The sequence below is a fragment of the Nonomuraea sp. NPDC003709 genome, assembly GCF_040610775.1.
Taxonomy (GTDB): Bacteria; Actinomycetota; Actinomycetes; order Streptosporangiales; family Streptosporangiaceae; genus Nonomuraea; species Nonomuraea angiospora_A.
Map to the genome: position 1 here is coordinate 307,599 of NZ_JBEXMW010000014.1, position 16,989 is coordinate 324,587.

Annotated in this window: 15 protein-coding genes; 12 read left to right on the forward strand and 3 right to left on the reverse strand. The window is 73.0% G+C overall.

Translation table 11 applies throughout. From position 1 onward, the window contains the following. Positions 1 to 15: 15 nt before the first annotated feature. Together ABZX61_RS37270 and ABZX61_RS37275 are read right to left on the reverse strand one after the other, a co-directional pair. Positions 16 to 741: a hypothetical protein gene (locus tag ABZX61_RS37270; protein WP_355200909.1), complete on the reverse strand. Its 726-nt coding sequence runs from the start codon at positions 739 to 741 to the stop codon at positions 16 to 18. Between the two features lie 124 nt (positions 742 to 865). Further along, complete coding sequence (locus ABZX61_RS37275) at positions 866 to 1,519, reverse strand: GntR family transcriptional regulator (protein WP_355200911.1); 654 nt, start codon at positions 1,517 to 1,519, stop codon at positions 866 to 868. Between the two features lie 54 nt (positions 1,520 to 1,573). Here ABZX61_RS37275 and ABZX61_RS37280 point away from each other — a divergent pair, with 54 nt between their 5' ends. Together ABZX61_RS37280 and ABZX61_RS37285 are read left to right on the forward strand one after the other, a co-directional pair. Beyond that, positions 1,574 to 2,761 carry a CoA transferase gene (locus tag ABZX61_RS37280; protein WP_355200912.1) on the forward strand — a complete coding sequence of 396 codons (1,188 nt, stop codon included), beginning with the start codon at positions 1,574 to 1,576 and terminating at the stop codon, positions 2,759 to 2,761. Continuing rightward, entirely contained in the window at positions 2,758 to 3,582 is an 825-nt protein-coding gene (locus ABZX61_RS37285) for a CoA ester lyase (RefSeq protein ID WP_355200914.1), read from the forward strand. Before ABZX61_RS37280 ends, ABZX61_RS37285 begins: the two co-directional genes overlap by 4 nt. On the opposite strand, the gene ABZX61_RS37290 is transcribed toward ABZX61_RS37285, so the two are convergent. Beyond that, entirely contained in the window at positions 3,579 to 4,214 is a 636-nt protein-coding gene (locus ABZX61_RS37290) for a TetR/AcrR family transcriptional regulator (RefSeq protein ID WP_350731956.1), read from the reverse strand. The genes ABZX61_RS37285 and ABZX61_RS37290 overlap by 4 nt on opposite strands. 118 nt (positions 4,215 to 4,332) lie before the next feature. On the opposite strand from ABZX61_RS37290, the gene ABZX61_RS37295 reads away from it, so the two are divergent. The 10 genes from ABZX61_RS37295 (at position 4,333) to ABZX61_RS37340 (ending at position 16,948) form a co-directional block, all read left to right on the forward strand. Then, positions 4,333 to 5,316 (forward strand): sugar ABC transporter substrate-binding protein, encoded by a 984-nt coding sequence (locus ABZX61_RS37295; protein ID WP_355200915.1) that lies wholly within the window; start codon positions 4,333 to 4,335, stop codon positions 5,314 to 5,316. Then, positions 5,313 to 6,344 carry an ABC transporter permease gene (locus ABZX61_RS37300; RefSeq protein WP_350731959.1) on the forward strand — a complete coding sequence of 344 codons (1,032 nt, stop codon included), beginning with the start codon at positions 5,313 to 5,315 and terminating at the stop codon, positions 6,342 to 6,344. The genes ABZX61_RS37295 and ABZX61_RS37300 overlap by 4 nt, the downstream gene beginning before the upstream one ends. Beyond that, positions 6,341 to 7,096 (forward strand): ATP-binding cassette domain-containing protein, encoded by a 756-nt coding sequence (locus ABZX61_RS37305; RefSeq protein ID WP_355200916.1) that lies wholly within the window; start codon positions 6,341 to 6,343, stop codon positions 7,094 to 7,096. The genes ABZX61_RS37300 and ABZX61_RS37305 overlap by 4 nt, the downstream gene beginning before the upstream one ends. A gap of 101 nt (positions 7,097 to 7,197) precedes the next feature. Beyond that, a complete protein-coding gene (locus ABZX61_RS37310) occupies positions 7,198 to 8,154 on the forward strand; it encodes an alpha/beta hydrolase (protein WP_350731962.1) in 957 nt (318 codons plus the stop codon). Between the two features lie 168 nt (positions 8,155 to 8,322). Continuing rightward, the gene (locus ABZX61_RS37315) at positions 8,323 to 9,630 is read left to right on the forward strand and encodes an MFS transporter (RefSeq protein WP_355200918.1); all 1,308 of its coding nucleotides are present in this window, start codon (positions 8,323 to 8,325) and stop codon (positions 9,628 to 9,630) included. Continuing rightward, entirely contained in the window at positions 9,627 to 10,547 is a 921-nt protein-coding gene (locus tag ABZX61_RS37320) for a hypothetical protein (RefSeq protein ID WP_355200920.1), read from the forward strand. The genes ABZX61_RS37315 and ABZX61_RS37320 overlap by 4 nt, the downstream gene beginning before the upstream one ends. After that, the gene (locus ABZX61_RS37325; protein WP_350731966.1) at positions 10,544 to 11,602 is read left to right on the forward strand and encodes a DUF917 domain-containing protein; all 1,059 of its coding nucleotides are present in this window, start codon (positions 10,544 to 10,546) and stop codon (positions 11,600 to 11,602) included. Before ABZX61_RS37320 ends, ABZX61_RS37325 begins: the two co-directional genes overlap by 4 nt. Next, positions 11,599 to 13,182 (forward strand): helix-turn-helix domain-containing protein, encoded by a 1,584-nt coding sequence (locus ABZX61_RS37330; protein WP_355200922.1) that lies wholly within the window; start codon positions 11,599 to 11,601, stop codon positions 13,180 to 13,182. The genes ABZX61_RS37325 and ABZX61_RS37330 overlap by 4 nt, the downstream gene beginning before the upstream one ends. Before the next feature lie 116 nt (positions 13,183 to 13,298). Beyond that, entirely contained in the window at positions 13,299 to 15,323 is a 2,025-nt protein-coding gene (locus tag ABZX61_RS37335; RefSeq protein WP_355200924.1) for a hydantoinase/oxoprolinase family protein, read from the forward strand. After that, positions 15,320 to 16,948 carry a hydantoinase B/oxoprolinase family protein gene (locus tag ABZX61_RS37340; RefSeq protein ID WP_355200926.1) on the forward strand — a complete coding sequence of 543 codons (1,629 nt, stop codon included), beginning with the start codon at positions 15,320 to 15,322 and terminating at the stop codon, positions 16,946 to 16,948. The genes ABZX61_RS37335 and ABZX61_RS37340 overlap by 4 nt, the downstream gene beginning before the upstream one ends. Positions 16,949 to 16,989: the final 41 nt, after the last annotated feature.

The following is a 16,989-nucleotide window of genomic DNA, read 5'->3' on the forward strand; positions in this document are numbered from 1 at the left end:
CGGTGGTGGGTGCGGTCACGAGAGGGCCGCGGCGGCGATGCGGGCGGCCGTCTCCCGTGGAGGGTATCCGAGGGTGAGGCCGCGGACCGACAGCGGCGCCCCGGCGAAGCGGGCTTCGCCGTTCTCGCTGAGGATGTAGTGCAGCGCGGGGGAGTGGCCGCCGTGCGCCTCCAGCGCCGCCACCTCCGGCTCGGCCAGGTCGGGCGGCAGCGCGCCGCGGTAGTCGGCGATCAGCGCGTCCAGGTCGAACAGCCGCGCGTAGCGCTCGGCCGTGCCCGCCACGACCCTGATCAGCCCGCCGACCGGCTCGGCGTGGTAGACGAGGCCGGTGCCGCCGCTCTTGGCGAACCAGCGCAGCGCCTCGGCCGCGGGCAGCGTGAACGCCCCGTACGGCTTGCGCCCGTACAGCAAAGCGTCGGCGATCCACCGGTCGCACCACAGTTCGTCGTGGTACGGCGAGGGGGAGCCCGGGTCGACGGCCAGCCCCTGGGCCAGCACCGGGTTCCAGGCCGAGACCAGCGGGCTGCTGAACCGCGGCATGCGCGGCCCGCTCCAGTGGCTGAGCGCGTAGCCGTACCAGATGGTGACGACCTCGACCTGCCGGTCGGGAAGGGGCCGTTCGTAGGTGCCGTTCATGATCTGGCCGCCGTCGGGGTGCCGCCAGGGGCCCGGGACGATGCCTGCGGCTGCGGGGAACGGAGGGGTCCGGTAGTCGGGATGCAGTATCCACGCGTCCGCCACAGTCCCTGCCCCCTCGGGTGCCAGACCACTTGAGTGGCCATCGTGCAACAGGTTTAATCGAGTTGCAATAGAGCAGGGCCGAACGCTGATTTTTGTCATCGGCGGCCGTGACGTACGTATTCGGTCAGTGCTGTTGCCGGTAATCCCCGGCCTGGCGCACGTGGTCGATCATGATGCGTTCCGCGGCCTCGGCGTCGCCGGCCGCCAGCGCGGCCAGGATGCCCTCGTGCGCGTCGAGCTGGGCCCGCACCTGGGCCTCGTCCAGCCACAGCGACGCGTCGGCGGGCACCGGGACGCTGTTGCGCACCGATCTGGCGTGCGCGCCCAGGAAGGCCGGGCCGCCGATGTCCACGATGCGCAGGTGGAATCGAACGCTCTGCTCCCCGAGCCGGTCGTGCCTGCCGTGCGCGGCGTCCTCGGCCATCGAGGCGTGCAGCTCGCGCAGCCCGGCCAGCTCCTCCGGGGTGATCCGGCCCGCCGCCAGGCGCGCGCCCAGGCCCTCGACCACCGCGCGCAGGCCGTAGTACTCGGCCAGGGCATCGTCGCCCAGGTCCACGACGGTCGCGCCGTGATGCGCCTCGTAGCTGATCAGCCGGTCCTTCTCCAGCCTGCGCAGCGCCTCGCGCACGGGGGTGACCGACACGCCCAGCCGGCGGGCCACCTCCCCGGCCCGCAGCGCCGTGCCGCCCGGGATCCGCGCGGTGCGGATCTCGTCGAGCAGCACGCTGTAGACGTACTCGGCCTTGCTCATCGGCGGCCGCGGCTCAGTAGGCGACATGTCCCCATTTTCCATAGATTGACCTATGACATATTTCTTATAAGTTACATACCTATGACGAGCCTCGCAGACCTTCGGGTCATCGACGCGGCGACCCTGTTCGCCGGTCCCTCCGCCGCGATGATGCTGGGCGACTTCGGCGCCGACGTGATCAAGATCGAGCACCCCCGGCGCGGCGACCCGTCGCGCGGGCACGGCGCGTCCGTGGACGGCGTGGGCCTGTGGTGGAAGACGCTCGCCCGCAACAAGCGCACGGCGGCCGTGGACCTGTCGCACCCCGACGGCCAGGGGATCCTGCGCCGCCTGGCCGAGCGGTCCGACGTGCTGATCGAGAACTTCCGCCCCGGCACCCTCGAACGCTGGAACCTCGCCCCCGAAGACCTGCTCGAGCTCAACCCGCGGCTGATCGTGGCGCGGATGACCGGGTTCGGGCAGTTCGGGCCGATGGCCAGGCAGCCGGGGTTCGGGACGCTGGCCGAGGCGATGAGCGGGTTCGCGGCCATGACCGGGCAGCCCGACGGGCCGCCCACGCTGCCGCCGCTGGCGCTCGCCGACGGCATCGCGGGCCTGGCCATGTCGTACGCGATCATGGTGGCCCTGCGCGCCAGGGAGCAGAGCGGGCGGGGGCAGGTCATCGACCTGGCGATCATCGAGCCGATCCTGGGCATCCTGGGGCCGCAGATGACCGCGTACAAGGCGCTGGGCGTCGTGCCGCGCCGCACCGGCAACCGGTCCAGCAGCAACGCGCCGCGCAACACGTACCGGACCCGTGACGGGCGGTGGCTGGCCATCTCCACCAGCGCCCAGCCCGTCGCCGAGCGGGTGGTCGCCCTGGTGGGGCGGCCCGACCTGGTGGAGCAGCCGTGGTTCGCCAGCGGCAGCGGGCGCGTGCGGCACGTGGACGAGCTGGACGAGGCCGTCGCGTCGTGGATCGCCGAGCGGGACGCCGACGAGGTCATCGCCCGCTTCGAGGAGGCGCAGGCCGCGATCGCGCCCATCTACGACGTCTCCGACATCGCCGAGGACCCGCAGTACGCGGCGCTGGAGACGTTCGTGGAGGTGCCGGACGAGGAGCTCGGCAAGGTCACCCTGCAGAACGTGCTGTTCCGCCTGTCGGACACGCCCGGAGAGATCCGCTGGCCGGGACGGCGGCTCGGGCGCGACACCGACGAGGTGCTCGCGGAGCTCGACTACACCGGCGAGGCGATCACCGCCCTGCGCGAAGAGGGCGTGATCGCGTGATCGTCACCTGGCTGTACGTGCCCGGCGACCGGCCCGAGCGCTTCGACAAGGCCGTCGCCTCCGGGGCGGACGTCGTCATCATCGACCTCGAGGACGCGGTCGTGCCCGCCCGCAAGGACGAGGCCCGCGCCAACGCCGTCGCCTACCTGCGCGCCCGCCGCGGCGCCGAGGGGGAGACGCGGGTGCACGTGCGGGTCAACGACCTGGCCACCGGGCGGGGGCTGGCCGACCTCGAGGCCGTCGGGGAGCTCGCCGACGCCGTGCGGCTGCCCAAGGTCGAGTCCGTGGCCGTGCTCGACGCGGTCACCGGCGCTCCGGCGTACGCGCTGCTGGAGTCGGCGGCCGGGATCGTCGCGGCACGCGAGATAGCGGCGCACCCGAAGGTCGCCGGCGTGGCGCTCGGCGAGCAGGACCTGTCCGCCGAGCTGGCCATCACCGACGAGCGGGCCATGGACCACCTGAGGCTCCAGGTGGTGCTCGCCGCGGCGGCGGCCGGCCTGCCGCCGGTGCCCATGGCCGTCTACCCGAACGTCAAGGACGAGGCCGGCCTGCTGGCCTCCTGCCTGGCGGGCCGCGGGCTCGGCATGTTCGGCAGGACCGCCATCCACCCCCGCCAGATCCCGGTGATCAGGCGGGCGTTCCGCCCCTCGGAGGAGGAGGCGGCCAGGGCCGCGGAGATCGTCGAGGCGGCCGAGCAGGCCGAGCGAGCGGGCCTCGGCGCGGTCGCGCTCCCCGACGGCCGCTTCGTGGACGCCCCCATCGTCGCCCGGGCCCGCCGCACCGTGGCGCTGGCGAGCCGCCTGGCCGACCAGGAGGGTTAGGACGGGTACCAGCGCGTCGACAGCTCCTCGTCCACGGGGGGAGGGCCCGGCAGCTCCCGGTGCGCCGGCGGCACCCGCAGCGAGTCCATCACGAGCGTCAGGTAGCGGTGGCGCAGCTGCGCGGTGCGCTCCTCGTCGCCGAGCTTGATCGAGGCCAGCTGCTCGAACAGCAGCGCGATGTCCGCCGTGGTCACGTCCGGCCGCAGCACGCCGGCCTCCACGGCACGGCGGTGCGCCTCGGTGGCCAGCGACGATGCCCGGACCGCGGCGCGGCCCAGCTCCTCGGTCGGCGTGAACGTGCCCGCCAGCTTGATCGTCAGGGAGTTGGTGTCGGCGTCCACGATGCCGCGCAGGTAGGCGGCGAACGCCTCCCACGGGTCGCCTTCCCGGGCCAGCGACCGCTCGGTCACCTCGCTGTAGAGCTGGAGACCGTCGCCGCACAGCTTCTGCAGCAGCGCCTCCTTGCTGGGGTAGCGGCGGTAGAGCGCGCTGATCCCGACGCCCGCCTTCTCGGCCACGGCCGCGATGGGGGCGCCGGGGTCGGCGGTGAAGACCGCCCGGGCCGCCTGCAGGATCAACTCGTCGTTGCGGGCGGCCTGCGCCTTGCGGCCGCTCATGGGTGCGCTCGTCATACCCGCCAGTATATCGGAACGTAAGATTCCGTTCTAGTGTGAACAAGTCCGCATGTCTATACATAGAAATGATATTGAGGTAGAACCAGGGCGAGCCCGTTGGTCTTGGAGGTGTCCTATGAGACGTACCCCGATCGTGCTGGCCCTGCTGGGCGCGCTCGCCGTGAGCGGCTGCTCCTCTTCCGGAGGGCAGAGCGCGCAGAGCGCTCCCGCCGCGAGCTCCGCGGCAGCCCCGGCCGCCGCGAGCGCCAGCTTCGCCGTCATCACCCACGCAGGCGCCGGCGACTCCTTCTGGGACGTGGTCAAGAACGGCGCCGAGGCCGCGGGCAAACAGTACGGAGTGAAGGTCACCTACCAGGGTGACGGCGACCCCGCCAAACAGTCGCAGCTCATCGACCAGGCCGTCTCCGAGAAGGTGGACGGCATCGTGGTCTCCATGGCCAACCCCGACGCGCTCAAGGAGGCCATCGGCAAGGCCGTCGCGGCGAAGATCCCGGTGGTCACCATCAACTCGGGCGCCGACTCCTCCAAGGCGTTCGGCGCGATCACGCACGTCGGGCAGTCGGAGGACGTGGCCGGGCGCGGCGCGGGCGAGCAGCTCAAGGCCGCCGGCGTCACCAAGCTGCTGTGCGTCATCCACGAGGCCGGCAACGTCGGCCTCGACCAGCGCTGCAAGGGCGCCGAGCAGGCGCTGGGCGGCACGGTCGAGCGGCTGCAGGTCGACGTGAGCAACCTGGCCGACGTCACCTCCAAGGTCACCGCCAAGCTCCAGTCGGACAAGCAGGTCAACGGCGTGCTCGCGCTCAACCCGGCCGTCGCGATCGCCGCCAGGGACGCCATCAAGGACTCGGGCTCGCCGGCCAAGCTGGCCACGTTCGACCTGTCGGGCGACGTGGTGAGCGCGATCAAGGACGGGGAGATCCTGTTCGCCGTGGACCAGCAGCAGTACCTGCAGGGCTACCTGCCGATCACGTTCCTCAACCTGTACAAGAACAACCTCAACACCGTCGGTGGCGGCCTGCCCGTCAACACCGGGCCGGGCTTCGTGACCAAGGACAACGCCGAGCAGGTGGCCAAGCTGGCCGAGGCGGGCACGCGATGACCCTGGCGGCCGACGAGCGGGTCGCCGACGTCGGTCTGGCCCGCCGGCTGCTGATCCGGCCCGAGCTGGGCGCGGTGGTCGGGCTGGTCGTGGTGTTCGTGTTCTTCGCCTCCCAGTCGCCGGTGTTCCGGTCTCTGGACGGCATCGCGAACTGGCTCGACCCGGCCGCCACGCTCGGCATCATGGCCGTCGCGGTCGCGCTGCTCATGATCGGCGGCGAGTTCGACCTGTCGGCCGGCGTGCTGACCGGCACGAGCGGGCTGATCCTGGTCACGCTGGCCACCCGCTACGGGTTCAGCGTGTGGGCGGCGATGCTCGTCGGGCTGGTCGTGGCGCTGGCCATCGGGTTGGCCAACGGCCTGGTCGTCACCAGGACCAGGCTGCCCAGCTTCATCGTCACGCTGGGCACGTTCCTCATGCTGCAGGGCCTCAACCTCGGCGTCACCAAGGCCATCACCGGGACGGTGCAGGTCAGCGGCCTGCGCCGGGCCCCCGGCTTCGAGGCCGCGAACGCGATCCTCGCCGGGACGATCCAGATCGGCGGGACCTCGTTCCGGGTGGCGATCCTGTGGTGGATCCTGGTGACCGCCGTGGCCACCTGGGTGCTCATGCGTTCCAAGGCCGGAAACTGGATCTTCGCGGTGGGCGGCAACGAGCAGGCCGCCCGCGCGGTCGGCGTGGCCGCCGCCCGTACGAAGATCGCCCTGTTCATGACGACGGCGTTCGCCGCCTGGCTGGTCGGCACGATCCTCGCGCTGCGCTACACCTCCGTGCAGGCCAACATCGGCATCGGGCAGGAGTTCATCTACATCATCGCCGCCGTCATCGGCGGCTGCCTGCTCACCGGCGGGTACGGCTCCGCGATCGGGGCCGCCATCGGCGCGGTCATCTTCGGCATGGCCGACAAGGGCATCGTGTTCCTGGGCTGGAACGCCGACTGGTTCAAGTTCTTCCTGGGAGCGATGCTGCTGCTGGCGACGCTGGCCAACCGCCTGGTCAGGCGGTACGCCGAGGAGGTGAAGCATTGATTCTGGAGACCCGGGGCATCGGCAAGACGTTCGGGTCGGTGCTGGCGCTGCGCGAGGTGTCGATGGGCGTGCGGGCCGGCGAGGTGACCTGCGTGCTCGGCGACAACGGCGCCGGCAAGTCCACGCTCATCAAGATCCTCGCCGGGGTGCATCAGCACGACGCCGGCTCGTTGCTGGTGGACGGCCAGGAGGTGCGCTTCGCCAGCCCCCGCGACGCGCTCGACCGCGGCATCGCGACCGTCTACCAGGACCTGGCGATGATCCCGCTCATGTCGGTCTGGCGGAACTTCTTCCTCGGCTCGGAGCCGAAGAAGGGCCTGGCCTTCGACGTGGCCAAGGCCAGGAAGGTCGCCCGCGAGGAGCTGCGGGCCATGGGCATCGACATCCGCGACGTGGACCAGCCGGTCGGCACGCTCTCCGGCGGCGAGCGGCAGTCGGTGGCCATCGCCAGGGCCGTCTACTTCGGGGCCCGCGTCCTCATCCTCGACGAGCCCACCTCCGCGCTGGGGGTCAAGCAGGCCGGGGTGGTGCTGCGGTACATCGCCAGGGCCCGCGACCGGGGGCTCGGCGTGGTCTTCATCACCCACAACCCCCACCACGCCTACCCGGTCGGCGACCGGTTCCTGCTGCTCAACCGGGGCGCCAGTGTGGGCGAGTACGGCAAGGCCGACATCACCACGCAGGAGCTGACCGCGCTCATGGCGGGCGGGGCGGAGCTGGAGGAGCTGGCGCACGAGCTGCAACGGGAGTGACCATTTTGGGGGGAATTTGACGATTTTGGGCGGTGGTCTGGAGGTGCGAATAGGCACAAATCCCTCGGCGTGACATTCACCTGGGGGTCATCGTGACCACAATGATCAAGCGGGTCGTCCTGGAGCCGGCGGCGCAGGAGTTCGCGGACGCCACCGCCCGGCGCCCGTTCATCTACGAGCTGCCGCCCGAGGACGGTCGCGAGGCGCTGGAGCGGCTCCAGTCGGACCCGAACGTGCCCAGGCCGGAGATCGACGAGGAGTGGATCCAGGTCCAGGGCGGCCCGACCGGCCTGGTGCCGGTCCGGATCGTCAGGCCCAAGGGCGCCACGGGGACCATGCCGGTCATCTTCTACATCCACGGCGCGGGCTGGGTGTTCGGCTCCGCCCACACCCACGACCGGCTGGTGCGGGAGCTGTCCGTGCGCTGCGGCGCCGCCGTCGTCTTCCCGGAGTACGACCGCGCTCCCGAGGCGAAGTACCCCACGCAGATCCAGCAGAACTACGTCGCGGCCCGCTGGGTGTCGGAGCACGGCAAGGAGAAGGACCTGGACCCGGCGCGGATGGCGGTGTGCGGGGACTCGGTCGGCGGCAACATGGCGACCGTGCTGGCCATGATGGCCAGGAAGCTCAACTTCGTGCAGCTGCGCGGGCAGTGCCTGTTCTACCCGGTCACCGACGCGAGCTTCGACACCGAGTCCTACCGGCAGTTCGCCTCCGGCTACTACCTCAACCGCGACGGCATGAAGTGGTTCTGGGACCAGTACACCCCCGAGTCCTCCCAGCGGGGCGAGAGTCACGCCTCGCCGCTGCGGGCCCGGTCGGAGGAGCTGCGCGGCCTGCCGCCTGCGCTGATCATCACGGGCGAGGCGGACGTGCTGCGCGACGAGGGCGAGCTGTACGCGGCGCGGCTGCGCGAGCTGGGCAACGACGTGACGGCGGTGCGGATGGCCGGCATCGTGCACGACTTCGTCATGCTCGACAAGCTGCGCGACACGAACGCCTGCAAGGCGGCCATGACCCTGGCCACGACCACGCTGCGGCGGTGGATCGAGTCTTGATCTACGCGCCCGCGGCGGTTCCCCCGGGGCCCTTATTACGCCGCCCGCCCCTGACGCAGGGCGGGCCGCACAGATCGTGCGGCCCGCCAGTGCGGCATGCACAGGGCCGCCGGACGAGGGCGGCTTTATGGTGCGGCCATATTCAGCGCCCCCCTCCGAGGAGCTTCCATGACCGCCGTCGACTCCCGAACGATCCCCATCGGCGCGGCATTCGATCGGATGCCGTTCACCCGCAGGCACGTGCTCATCGCGCTCGCGCTGTTCATCGCGTTCGTCATCGAGTCGTGGGAGCAGCTCGCCCTCGTCTACGTCTCCGGCGACCTCGGCACCGCCTTCGGGATCGACGAGGCCGGGGTCGGCGTCGTGCTGTCGGCGGTCGCCTTCGGCATGATCCCCGGTGTGCTGGTGTGGGGGCCGGTGGCCGACCGCGTCGGTCGCAAGCCGGTCGCGTTCTGGTCGCTGCTGGCGTACGGGGTGATCGCGCTCGCCTCGGCGTTCGCGCCGAACATGACGGTGCTGGTGACGCTCCGGGTGGCCTCCGGGCTGGCGCTGGCCGGCGTCTACACGATCACCTTCCCCTACTTCCTGGAGCTGCTGCCGACCCGCTCGCGCGGGCGGGCGGCGGTCTACCTGTCGATCGGGTGGCCGATCGGCATGCTGGCCGCGATCGGGGCGTCGATGACGCTGGGCGGCCTGGGCTGGCACGTCGTGGTGATCGCCAGCGCGGCGGCGGGGCTGTGGGCGTTCGCGATCCGGGCGTGGGTGCCGGAGTCGCCGTACTGGCTGGCCGCCCGGGGCCGCCAGGAGGAGGCGCGCGCGGTGCTGCGCGCGCTGAACAGCCCTGACTCGGAAGCCACGTTCACCGTGGCGAGCGAGCGGGTCGGAAGGCCGCTGGACCTGTTCCGGGGTGGGCTCGCCCGGATCACCGTGGTCATGCTGCTGCTGAACTTCGTCTTCAACTGGGGCTACTGGGGCCTGCAGACGTGGCTGCCGACGCTGCTGCAGCAGAAGGGCCTGACGCTGTCGGCCTCGCTCGGCTTCGCGGCGCTGAGCGCGCTGATGATGATCCCCGGGTACGTGAGCGCCTCCCTGCTGACCGGCCGGTTCGGCCGCAAGAAGGTGTTCCTCGTCTACGTCGTGGCGGCGCTGCTGGGCGGCCTCTGGTTCGCCACCGCCTCCTCGACCACCGGCCTGTACCTCGGCAACTTCGTGCTGTCGTTCTTCAGCCTCGGCGCCTGGGGCGTCTGGAACACCTGGAACGGCGAGTTCTACCCGACCGCCCTGCGCGGCACCGGGTACTCGTGGGCCACGGCCGCGCAGCTCGTGGCCACCACGGTCGCGCCGTCGGCGGTGGGGGCGCTGCTGGCCCACGCCACCGGGTTCACCGCTACCATGCTGATCATCAACGCGTTCATGGTGGCCACGGCGCTGCTGGCCGTGCCGCTGCCGGAGACCGAAGGACGCGAGCTGGAGTGATCCTCGGCGTCGCCCTCGTACGGCCCTCGCCGGTGCTGGTGGCCGTCAGGGACGGCGCGCCCGAGTGGCCGGTGAGCCGCGCCGCCGCCCGCGCGGCGGCGCGGGCGTGCGTGGCCGTGGACCTGGGCGACGTGCCCACCGCGGCGGTGGCGGCGATCCGGGTGGGCGGGCCGTGCCCCGAGGCGCTGCGGCCGCGCGTCGGCTCCGGGACGGCCACGATCGTGCGCGGCGGCCACAGCCTCACCGGGCGCGTGCTGGCGCCGCTGGACACCGAGGCGGTCCGGCGCTTCGCCGCCACGTGCGGGCTGACCGACTTCGCGGTGACCGCGACCGGCTCCCCCATGCTGGCCGACCACGAGCTGGCCGTGGCCGCGATCATCGCGGCCGAGGTGCCGCAGGCGCGGATCACGCTGTCGTACGAGTTCGGCCATCCGGGGCTGCGCGAGCGCGAGCAGGCCACGATCCGCAACGCGGCGCTCGGCCCCGAGGCGGGGCGGATCGCCGACGAGGCGGCCCGGGAGCTGCCCGGGATGCCGGTGTTCTTCGCCAGGTCGGGCGGCGGGCTGGTGTCGGCCCACTACTTCCGGCGCTACCCGCTGGCCTGCGACCTGGGCGGGACGGCGAGCCTGGCGCGCGGGCGGGTGGTGCTCCCCGGCGTCCCCGGCGAGGTGGCGGCGGCGTACGGGGCGGCGATCGGGCGGCCGGAGGCGCAGGTGGAGCGGATCGTGCAGGCGCGGGGGCGGGCCGAGCTGGACCGGGTGCTCCAGGACGCCAGGGACGAGGCGCTCACCCGCGTGGTCAGCGCGGGCGCCCTGCCCGGCTCGGCCAGGATCGCGGAGACGACCGTGAACCCGCTGTCGTACCTGCCGGACGGGCTCTACCGGGTGCGGGTGACGGCCGAGGGGACGATGCCATGAACCCGCCCATGAATCCGCGCGGGGCCGTGATGATCGACGAGGACGGGCTCGCGCGGCTCTCGGCGGGGGCGAGGATGTTCGCGACCGGGGCGGCGGAGTCGGCGCACACCCTCACTCTCGACTGGGCGGGCTCGCTGATCGGGCCGGGCGTCGAACTGGTGACGGCCGAGAAACTGGCGCCGGACACGTTGTGCGTGGCGGTCAGCCTGGTCGGGTCCACGACCGCGCTGGGGGAGCAGCTGCCGACGGGTGACGAGCCCGCCCGTGCCGTGCGGGCGCTGGAGCGCAGGCTGGGGGAGCGGGCCGGGGCCGTGGTCGCGCTCAACCTGGCCGCCGAGAACGCCCTCGTCCCGCTCATCGCGGCGGCCCAGCTGGGGGTGCCGCTGGTGGACGGCGACGGCACGGGGCGGGTGTTCCCGCTGCTGGAGCAGACGACGTACGCGCTGGGCGGGATGAGCCCGGCGCCCCTGGCGCTGGCGGGCGGATCGGGCGAGCTGGTGCTGCTGGAGACGGCCGGTGACCGGGTGGAGGAGCTGATGCGCCCCGTCGTGCTGTCGGTCGGCGGGTGGGCGGTGGCGGCCTGCTACCCGATGGCGGCCGGCGACCTGGCGCGGGTGCTCGTGCCCGGGACGGTGAGCCTGCTGCTGCGGGCGGGCGAGCCCGGCGCGCCCCGCTCGACCGCGGCGCCGTTCGGCGTGCGGACCCTGTGCAGGGGACGGATCCTGACGGTGGAGGGCAGCACCGGGCACGGCGCCGACGTGTCGCTGCCGTCGCTGCCGTCGAGCATCGTGGTGCAGGAGACGGAGGGGCTGCGCCGGTTGGTACGGCTGGAGGCCCACAACGAGATCGTGCTCGCCCTGGCCGACGGGGCCGCGGTGGCGATGACGCCGGACCAGATCTGCATGATCTCCACGGCCGACGGGATGGTCGTGGACGTCGACAAGGCGGTGCCCGGCCTGGAGGTGGACGTCATGGTCGTGAAGGCCGCACCGGTGTGGCACACGGATCGGGGGCAGCGGCTGGGCGGGCTGCAGGCGTTCGGGATCCCGCTGTGACGGGGCCGCGGGCGGGGTGGGAGGCGCCGGTCACGGTGGCCGAGCTGGTCAACGCCGGGCCGCTGGCCGGGGCCAGGATGTACGGCTCGGGCGAGAACCCCGTGCACCAGGTGCGGATCGTGGACGAGCTGTCGGTGTTCGGGACGGTGGCGCCGCACACGGCGGTGGTCCTCATCGGGACGGCGGCCAGCGGCGGGTGGGCCGTCGAGATGGCCACCCGCCGGGCGTGGGAGCAGGCGGCGGCGTGCGTGATCGCGCCGGCGGGCGGGCTGAGCGAGGGCTCCGGCGAGGTGCTGGCGGAACGGCTCGGCGTCACGCTGATCTTCGTGGACGAGGATCCGCTCATCGTCGCGGTCCGGGTCGCCTCGGCCGCCGCCCGCCCGGAGGCGGCCCGCACCCAGCTCGTGGCCCGCTGCGCCACCCGCCTGGCCGAGGCCGGGCCCTCGGCCCGCCGCGTGCTGGGCGTCCTGAACGCCGAGCTGCCCGGCACCTCGGTGACCCTCATCGACCGGTACGGCCGGCACCTGGCCGGGGCCCGCGCCGTCGACCGGCCGGGCGTCGCTCGACTGAGCACGGAGGCCCAGGGCGCCGACGGCCGAGGGCGATCGGAGCCCTCTGGGGACGACGATCACGGCACGCCGCCCGAAGCGGGTGCCCGGACCGGGGGCGGGGTGGGGGCGCGGTGGTCGGCCGAGGTGGAGGTGCCCGATCTGGACGGCGGCGTGCTGGGCACGCTCGTGGCCGGCGGGTCGTCCCGGTCGCCCGGATGGCCCGCGGCCGTCCGTACCGTGCTGAGGCTGGCGGTGGCCCCGCTGACCGCCTGGGCCGCGCAGGAGCGGCTGCGCGCCTCCCGCGACTTCGCCCTGCGGCGCGCCCTCGCCGAACGCCTGCTCGCCGAAGCCCAGCAGGAGCCCGGGGAGCCCGGGGAACCGGAGGAGGGCGGGGCGAGGGCGGAGGCGATCGCGCTGGGCTGGCCCGTCGAGGGCGCGATGACCGCCTACCAGGTCCGGCCGACGGCGGAGGCGGGCGACGCCGCGCCGGCCGGGACGCTCATCGCCGCGGCCGTGGGCCAGGTGCCCGTGCTGCCCTGCGGCGAGGGCTGGGCGGGATGGTCGGCGCTGGACCCCGGCGAGCTGGCCGAACGCCTCAGCCGTTGCCTGCGGACGATGCCCTGGCCGTGTGCCGCCGGGGTCGGCGCGCGGGTGGAGGGCCTGCGGTCGGTCGAGGAGTCGCTGCTGGGAGCCGAGGCGGCGGCGTTCGTGGCGGGACCGGGCACGGTGGCGCGAGCGGATCGGATGGGCCCGGCCGAGCTGCTGGGCGCGCTGCCCACCGGCGTCCTGCGCACCCCGGCCACCGTCGTGCTGCGGCCGCTGCTGGCGGTCGACAAGGACGGCACGCTGCTGGAGACGCTGGCCGCGGTCCTGGACGAGGGCGGCGCCTTGAAGGCGGCCGAGCGGCTGGGCGTGCACCGCAACACGATCACGACCCGTCTGGAGCGCATCAAGTCCGCGGGCTTCGACCTGGACGACGCCGCCACCCGCCTGGCTCTGCAACTCGCCTGCCACGTCCTCCTCCGCTGAGCCCGCCGACCGCCCTTCCGACGGGGTCGCCGACCGGGCGGGATGCACTGGCGGGGGCCTCCTCCTGTGCGGGCCGCACATGCGGGTGGCGTCCCCGTCGGCGTACGGTGCAGCGCATGAGCTATCGCGTCGCCATGGACATCGGCGGCACCTTCACCGACGTCGTCTGCTACGACGAACGCAGCGGGACGGTCACCGCCTCGAAGGCGCCCACCACTCCGGGAGACCTGGCCGAGGGGGTGTTCGCCGCGCTGGGCCGGGTCGTCGAGGATCCGGCCGAGATCTCGTTCTTCGTGCACGGCACCACGCAGGGGCTCAACGCGCTGCTGGAGCGCAAGGGCGCCCGGGTGCTGCTGCTGGCCGGTCAGGGCGGCCGGGACGTCTACCAGATCGCCAGGGGCAACCGCGACCGCATGTTCGACCTGCGTTACCGCAAGCCCGCGCCGCTGGTCCCGCGCCAGGACGTCATGGAGGCCGGCGGCCGGCTCGACTACCTGGGACGCGAACTCCAGCCGCTCGACGAGGAGTCGGTGCGGGCGGCGGGGCGGCGCGCGCGGGAGGAGGGGTTCGACGCGGTGGCCGTGTGCCTGCTGTTCTCCTACGCGAACCCGGCGCACGAGCTGCGGGCCGGCGAGATCCTGCGCGCGGAGCTGGGCGACGACGTGCTGGTCGTGCTCTCCCATGAGGTGGCGCGGGAGTGGCGCGAGTACGAGCGGACCTCGTCGGCGGTGCTGGAGGCGTACACCGGGCCCGTGGTGCGCCGCTACCTGGCCAGGATCGAGCGGCGCTTCGCCGAGCGGGGGCTGGCCGTGCCGGTGCACGTGATGCAGTCGTCGGGCGGGCTGGTGAACGCCTCCTACGCGATGCGCAGGCCGTTGCAGACGCTGCTGTCCGGGCCGGTGGGCGGCACGATGGGCGGGGTCGCGGCGGCCCGGTTCATGGACAGGGAGAACGCCATCTGCATCGACATGGGCGGGACGTCGTTCGACGTGTCGCTCGTGGTGAACGGGCGGCCGGATGTCCGCGCCGAGGCCCGCATCGAGGGCTACCCGGTGCTCATGCCCATCGTGAACCTGCACACGATCGGCGCGGGCGGCGGCTCGATCGCGTACGCCGAGGCGGGTGCGCTGCGGGTCGGGCCCGAGTCGGCCGGGGCCCTGCCCGGGCCGGCCTGCTACGGCAGGGGCGGCACCCGGGCCACGGTCACCGACGCGAACGTGGCGCTCGGCCGGGTGGACCCGGCCTGGTTCGCGGGCGGGCTGATGACGCTGGACGTGGAGGCGGCGGGCACGGCGGTGGCCACGCTGGCCGACGAGCTGGACATGGATCCGCTGCTGCTGGCCGAGGGGATCTGCGACGTGGCCAACGCCAAGATGGCGCAGGCGATCCGTACGCTGACCGTGGAGCACGGGATCGAGCCGCGGGAGTTCGCGCTGGTGGCGTTCGGGGGCGCGGGGGCGATGCACGCCGTGTTCATCGCGCGCGAGCTGGGGATCTCCGAGGTGGTGGTGCCGCGCTTCCCGGGGGCGTTCTCGGCGTGGGGGATGCTGGAGGCCGACGTACGCCGGGATCTGACGCATCCGTACTTCCGGTCGCAGGACACGCTCGACGGCCCCGACATGTCTCGAAATTTTGTGACTTTGGAGGAAGATGCCCTGGCGGCGCTCTCCGCCCAGGGCGTTCCCGAGGAGCGGCACCGGGTCGAGCACGCCGTGGACATGCGCTACGAGGGCCAGGACTACACGCTGACCATCCCGCTGCGCGACGCGGCCGAGCCCGCCGAACCCGGGTTCCTGGAGACGATCGCGGCCCGCTACGCCGAGGCGCACACCGGCCGCTACGGGCACGCCACCCCGGAGGCGCCGGTGGAGTTCGTCATGCTGCGCAGCACCGGGCTCGGCTCGTTCCCGCGCACCGCCGCCGCCGCGCAGGAGGCCCCCGAGGAGCAGGCGGCGTACGTACGGGATGTGATCTTCGACGGGGCCGTGCACAGTACCCCGGTGCTGCGGCGCTCCAGCCTCGACGGCGAGCTGGCCGGGCCCGCGATCGTGGTCGAGGAGACCGCGACGACGGTCATCCCGCCCGGCTGCGTGGCCACCGTGGACCCCAACGGCTTTCTCATCGTGAAGGTGAACTTGTGATCGACCCCGTCACCACGGAGATCATCCGCTGCGCGCTGCTGCAGGCGGCCGAGGACATGAACACCACCCTCATCCGCAGCTCCTACACCCCCGTCATCTACGAGGCCAAGGACTGCGCGGTCGCGCTGCTCGACCGCGACCACAACGTGCTGGGCCAGTCGTCCGGGCTGCCGATCTTCCTGGGCAACCTGGAGGTGTGCACCCGCGAGACCGAGCGCCTGTACGGGCGGGAGGTCTGGCAGGAGGGCGACGTGTGGGTGCTCAACGACTCCTACATCGGCGGCACCCACCTCAACGACGTCACGGTCTACGGGCCGATCTTCGTGGACGGGGAGCCGGCCGGTTTCGCGGCGTCGCGGGCGCACTGGCTGGACGTCGGCTCCAAGGACCCGGGCGGCTCCATGGACTCCACGTCGATCTTCCAGGAGGGCCTGCGGATGGGCCCGGTCAAGGTGTACGCGGGCGGCGCGCCCTGCCGCGACCTGCACGAGGTGATCGCCCGCAACGTCCGCTTCCCGCACGCCACGCTCGGCGACCTGCGCGCCCAGGTGAGCTGTGCCATGACGGGCCAGCGGCGGCTGAAGGAGATCGTGTCCCGGTGGGGCCTGGACACGGTGCTGGCCGCCCGCGACGAGATCTTCGCCCAGACCGAGCGCATGGAACGCGCGGCCATCGCGGCCATCCCCGACGGCGTCTACGAGGCCTCCGGCTTCCTCGACAACGACGGCATCGACCTCGGCACCCCGCTGCCGGTCAACGTCACGGTCGCGGTGTCGGGCGAGTCGATGCACGTCGACCTGACCGACTGCGCCGACCAGGCGCTCGGCCCGGTCAACTGCGGCGCGGCCCAGGCCGTGGCCGCCGTCCGCGTCGGCTACAAGCTGCTGGTCTCGGGCGACGTGCCGCTGAACGGCGGCTCGTTCCGCCCGCTGTCGGTCGAGACCCGGCCCGGCACCATGCTGGCCGCCGAGTCGCCCGCCGCCTGCCAGTACTACTACTCGCACCTGGGGCTGCTCATCGACCTGGTGGTCAAGGCGCTGGCGCCGGTGCTGCCGGACAAGGCGGCCGCGGCCTCGTACGGGGACTCGATGATCGTGCAGTTCACCGGCACGGACCCGCGTACCGGCAAGCTGTACGTCTCCCAGGAGGCCACGGTCGGCGGCTGGGGCGCCTGGGACGGCGGCGACGGCGAGACCTGCCTGATCAACAACGTCAACGGCGCGCTGCGGGACATGCCCGTCGAGGTGCTGGAGACGTTGTTCCCGGTCCGGGTGCGCCGCTACGAGATCCGCCCCGACACCGGCGGCGCCGGTCAGTGGCGGGGCGGGAACGGGGTGGTGCGCGAGTACGAGTTCTGCGGGGACACCTCGCTGTCGCTCTGGTTCGAGCGCTCGATCACCCCGGCCTGGGGCCTGGCAGGCGGCGAGCCGGGCGCGCCGCCCCGCGTCACCCTCAACCCGGGCACCCCGGACGCCCGCGAGATGCTCAAGGTGAACGCGCTGCCGGTCACCGCGGGGGACGTGCTGCGCTGCGAGTCGGGCGGTGGCGGCGGCTACGGCCCCGCCGCCCGCCGCTCCCACACGGCCACGGCCACCGACCTGTCCCAGGGCCTGACCACCCGCTGACCGCGGAACCTGGGGGGAGCGGGCCGATCGGGGCGGCGGCC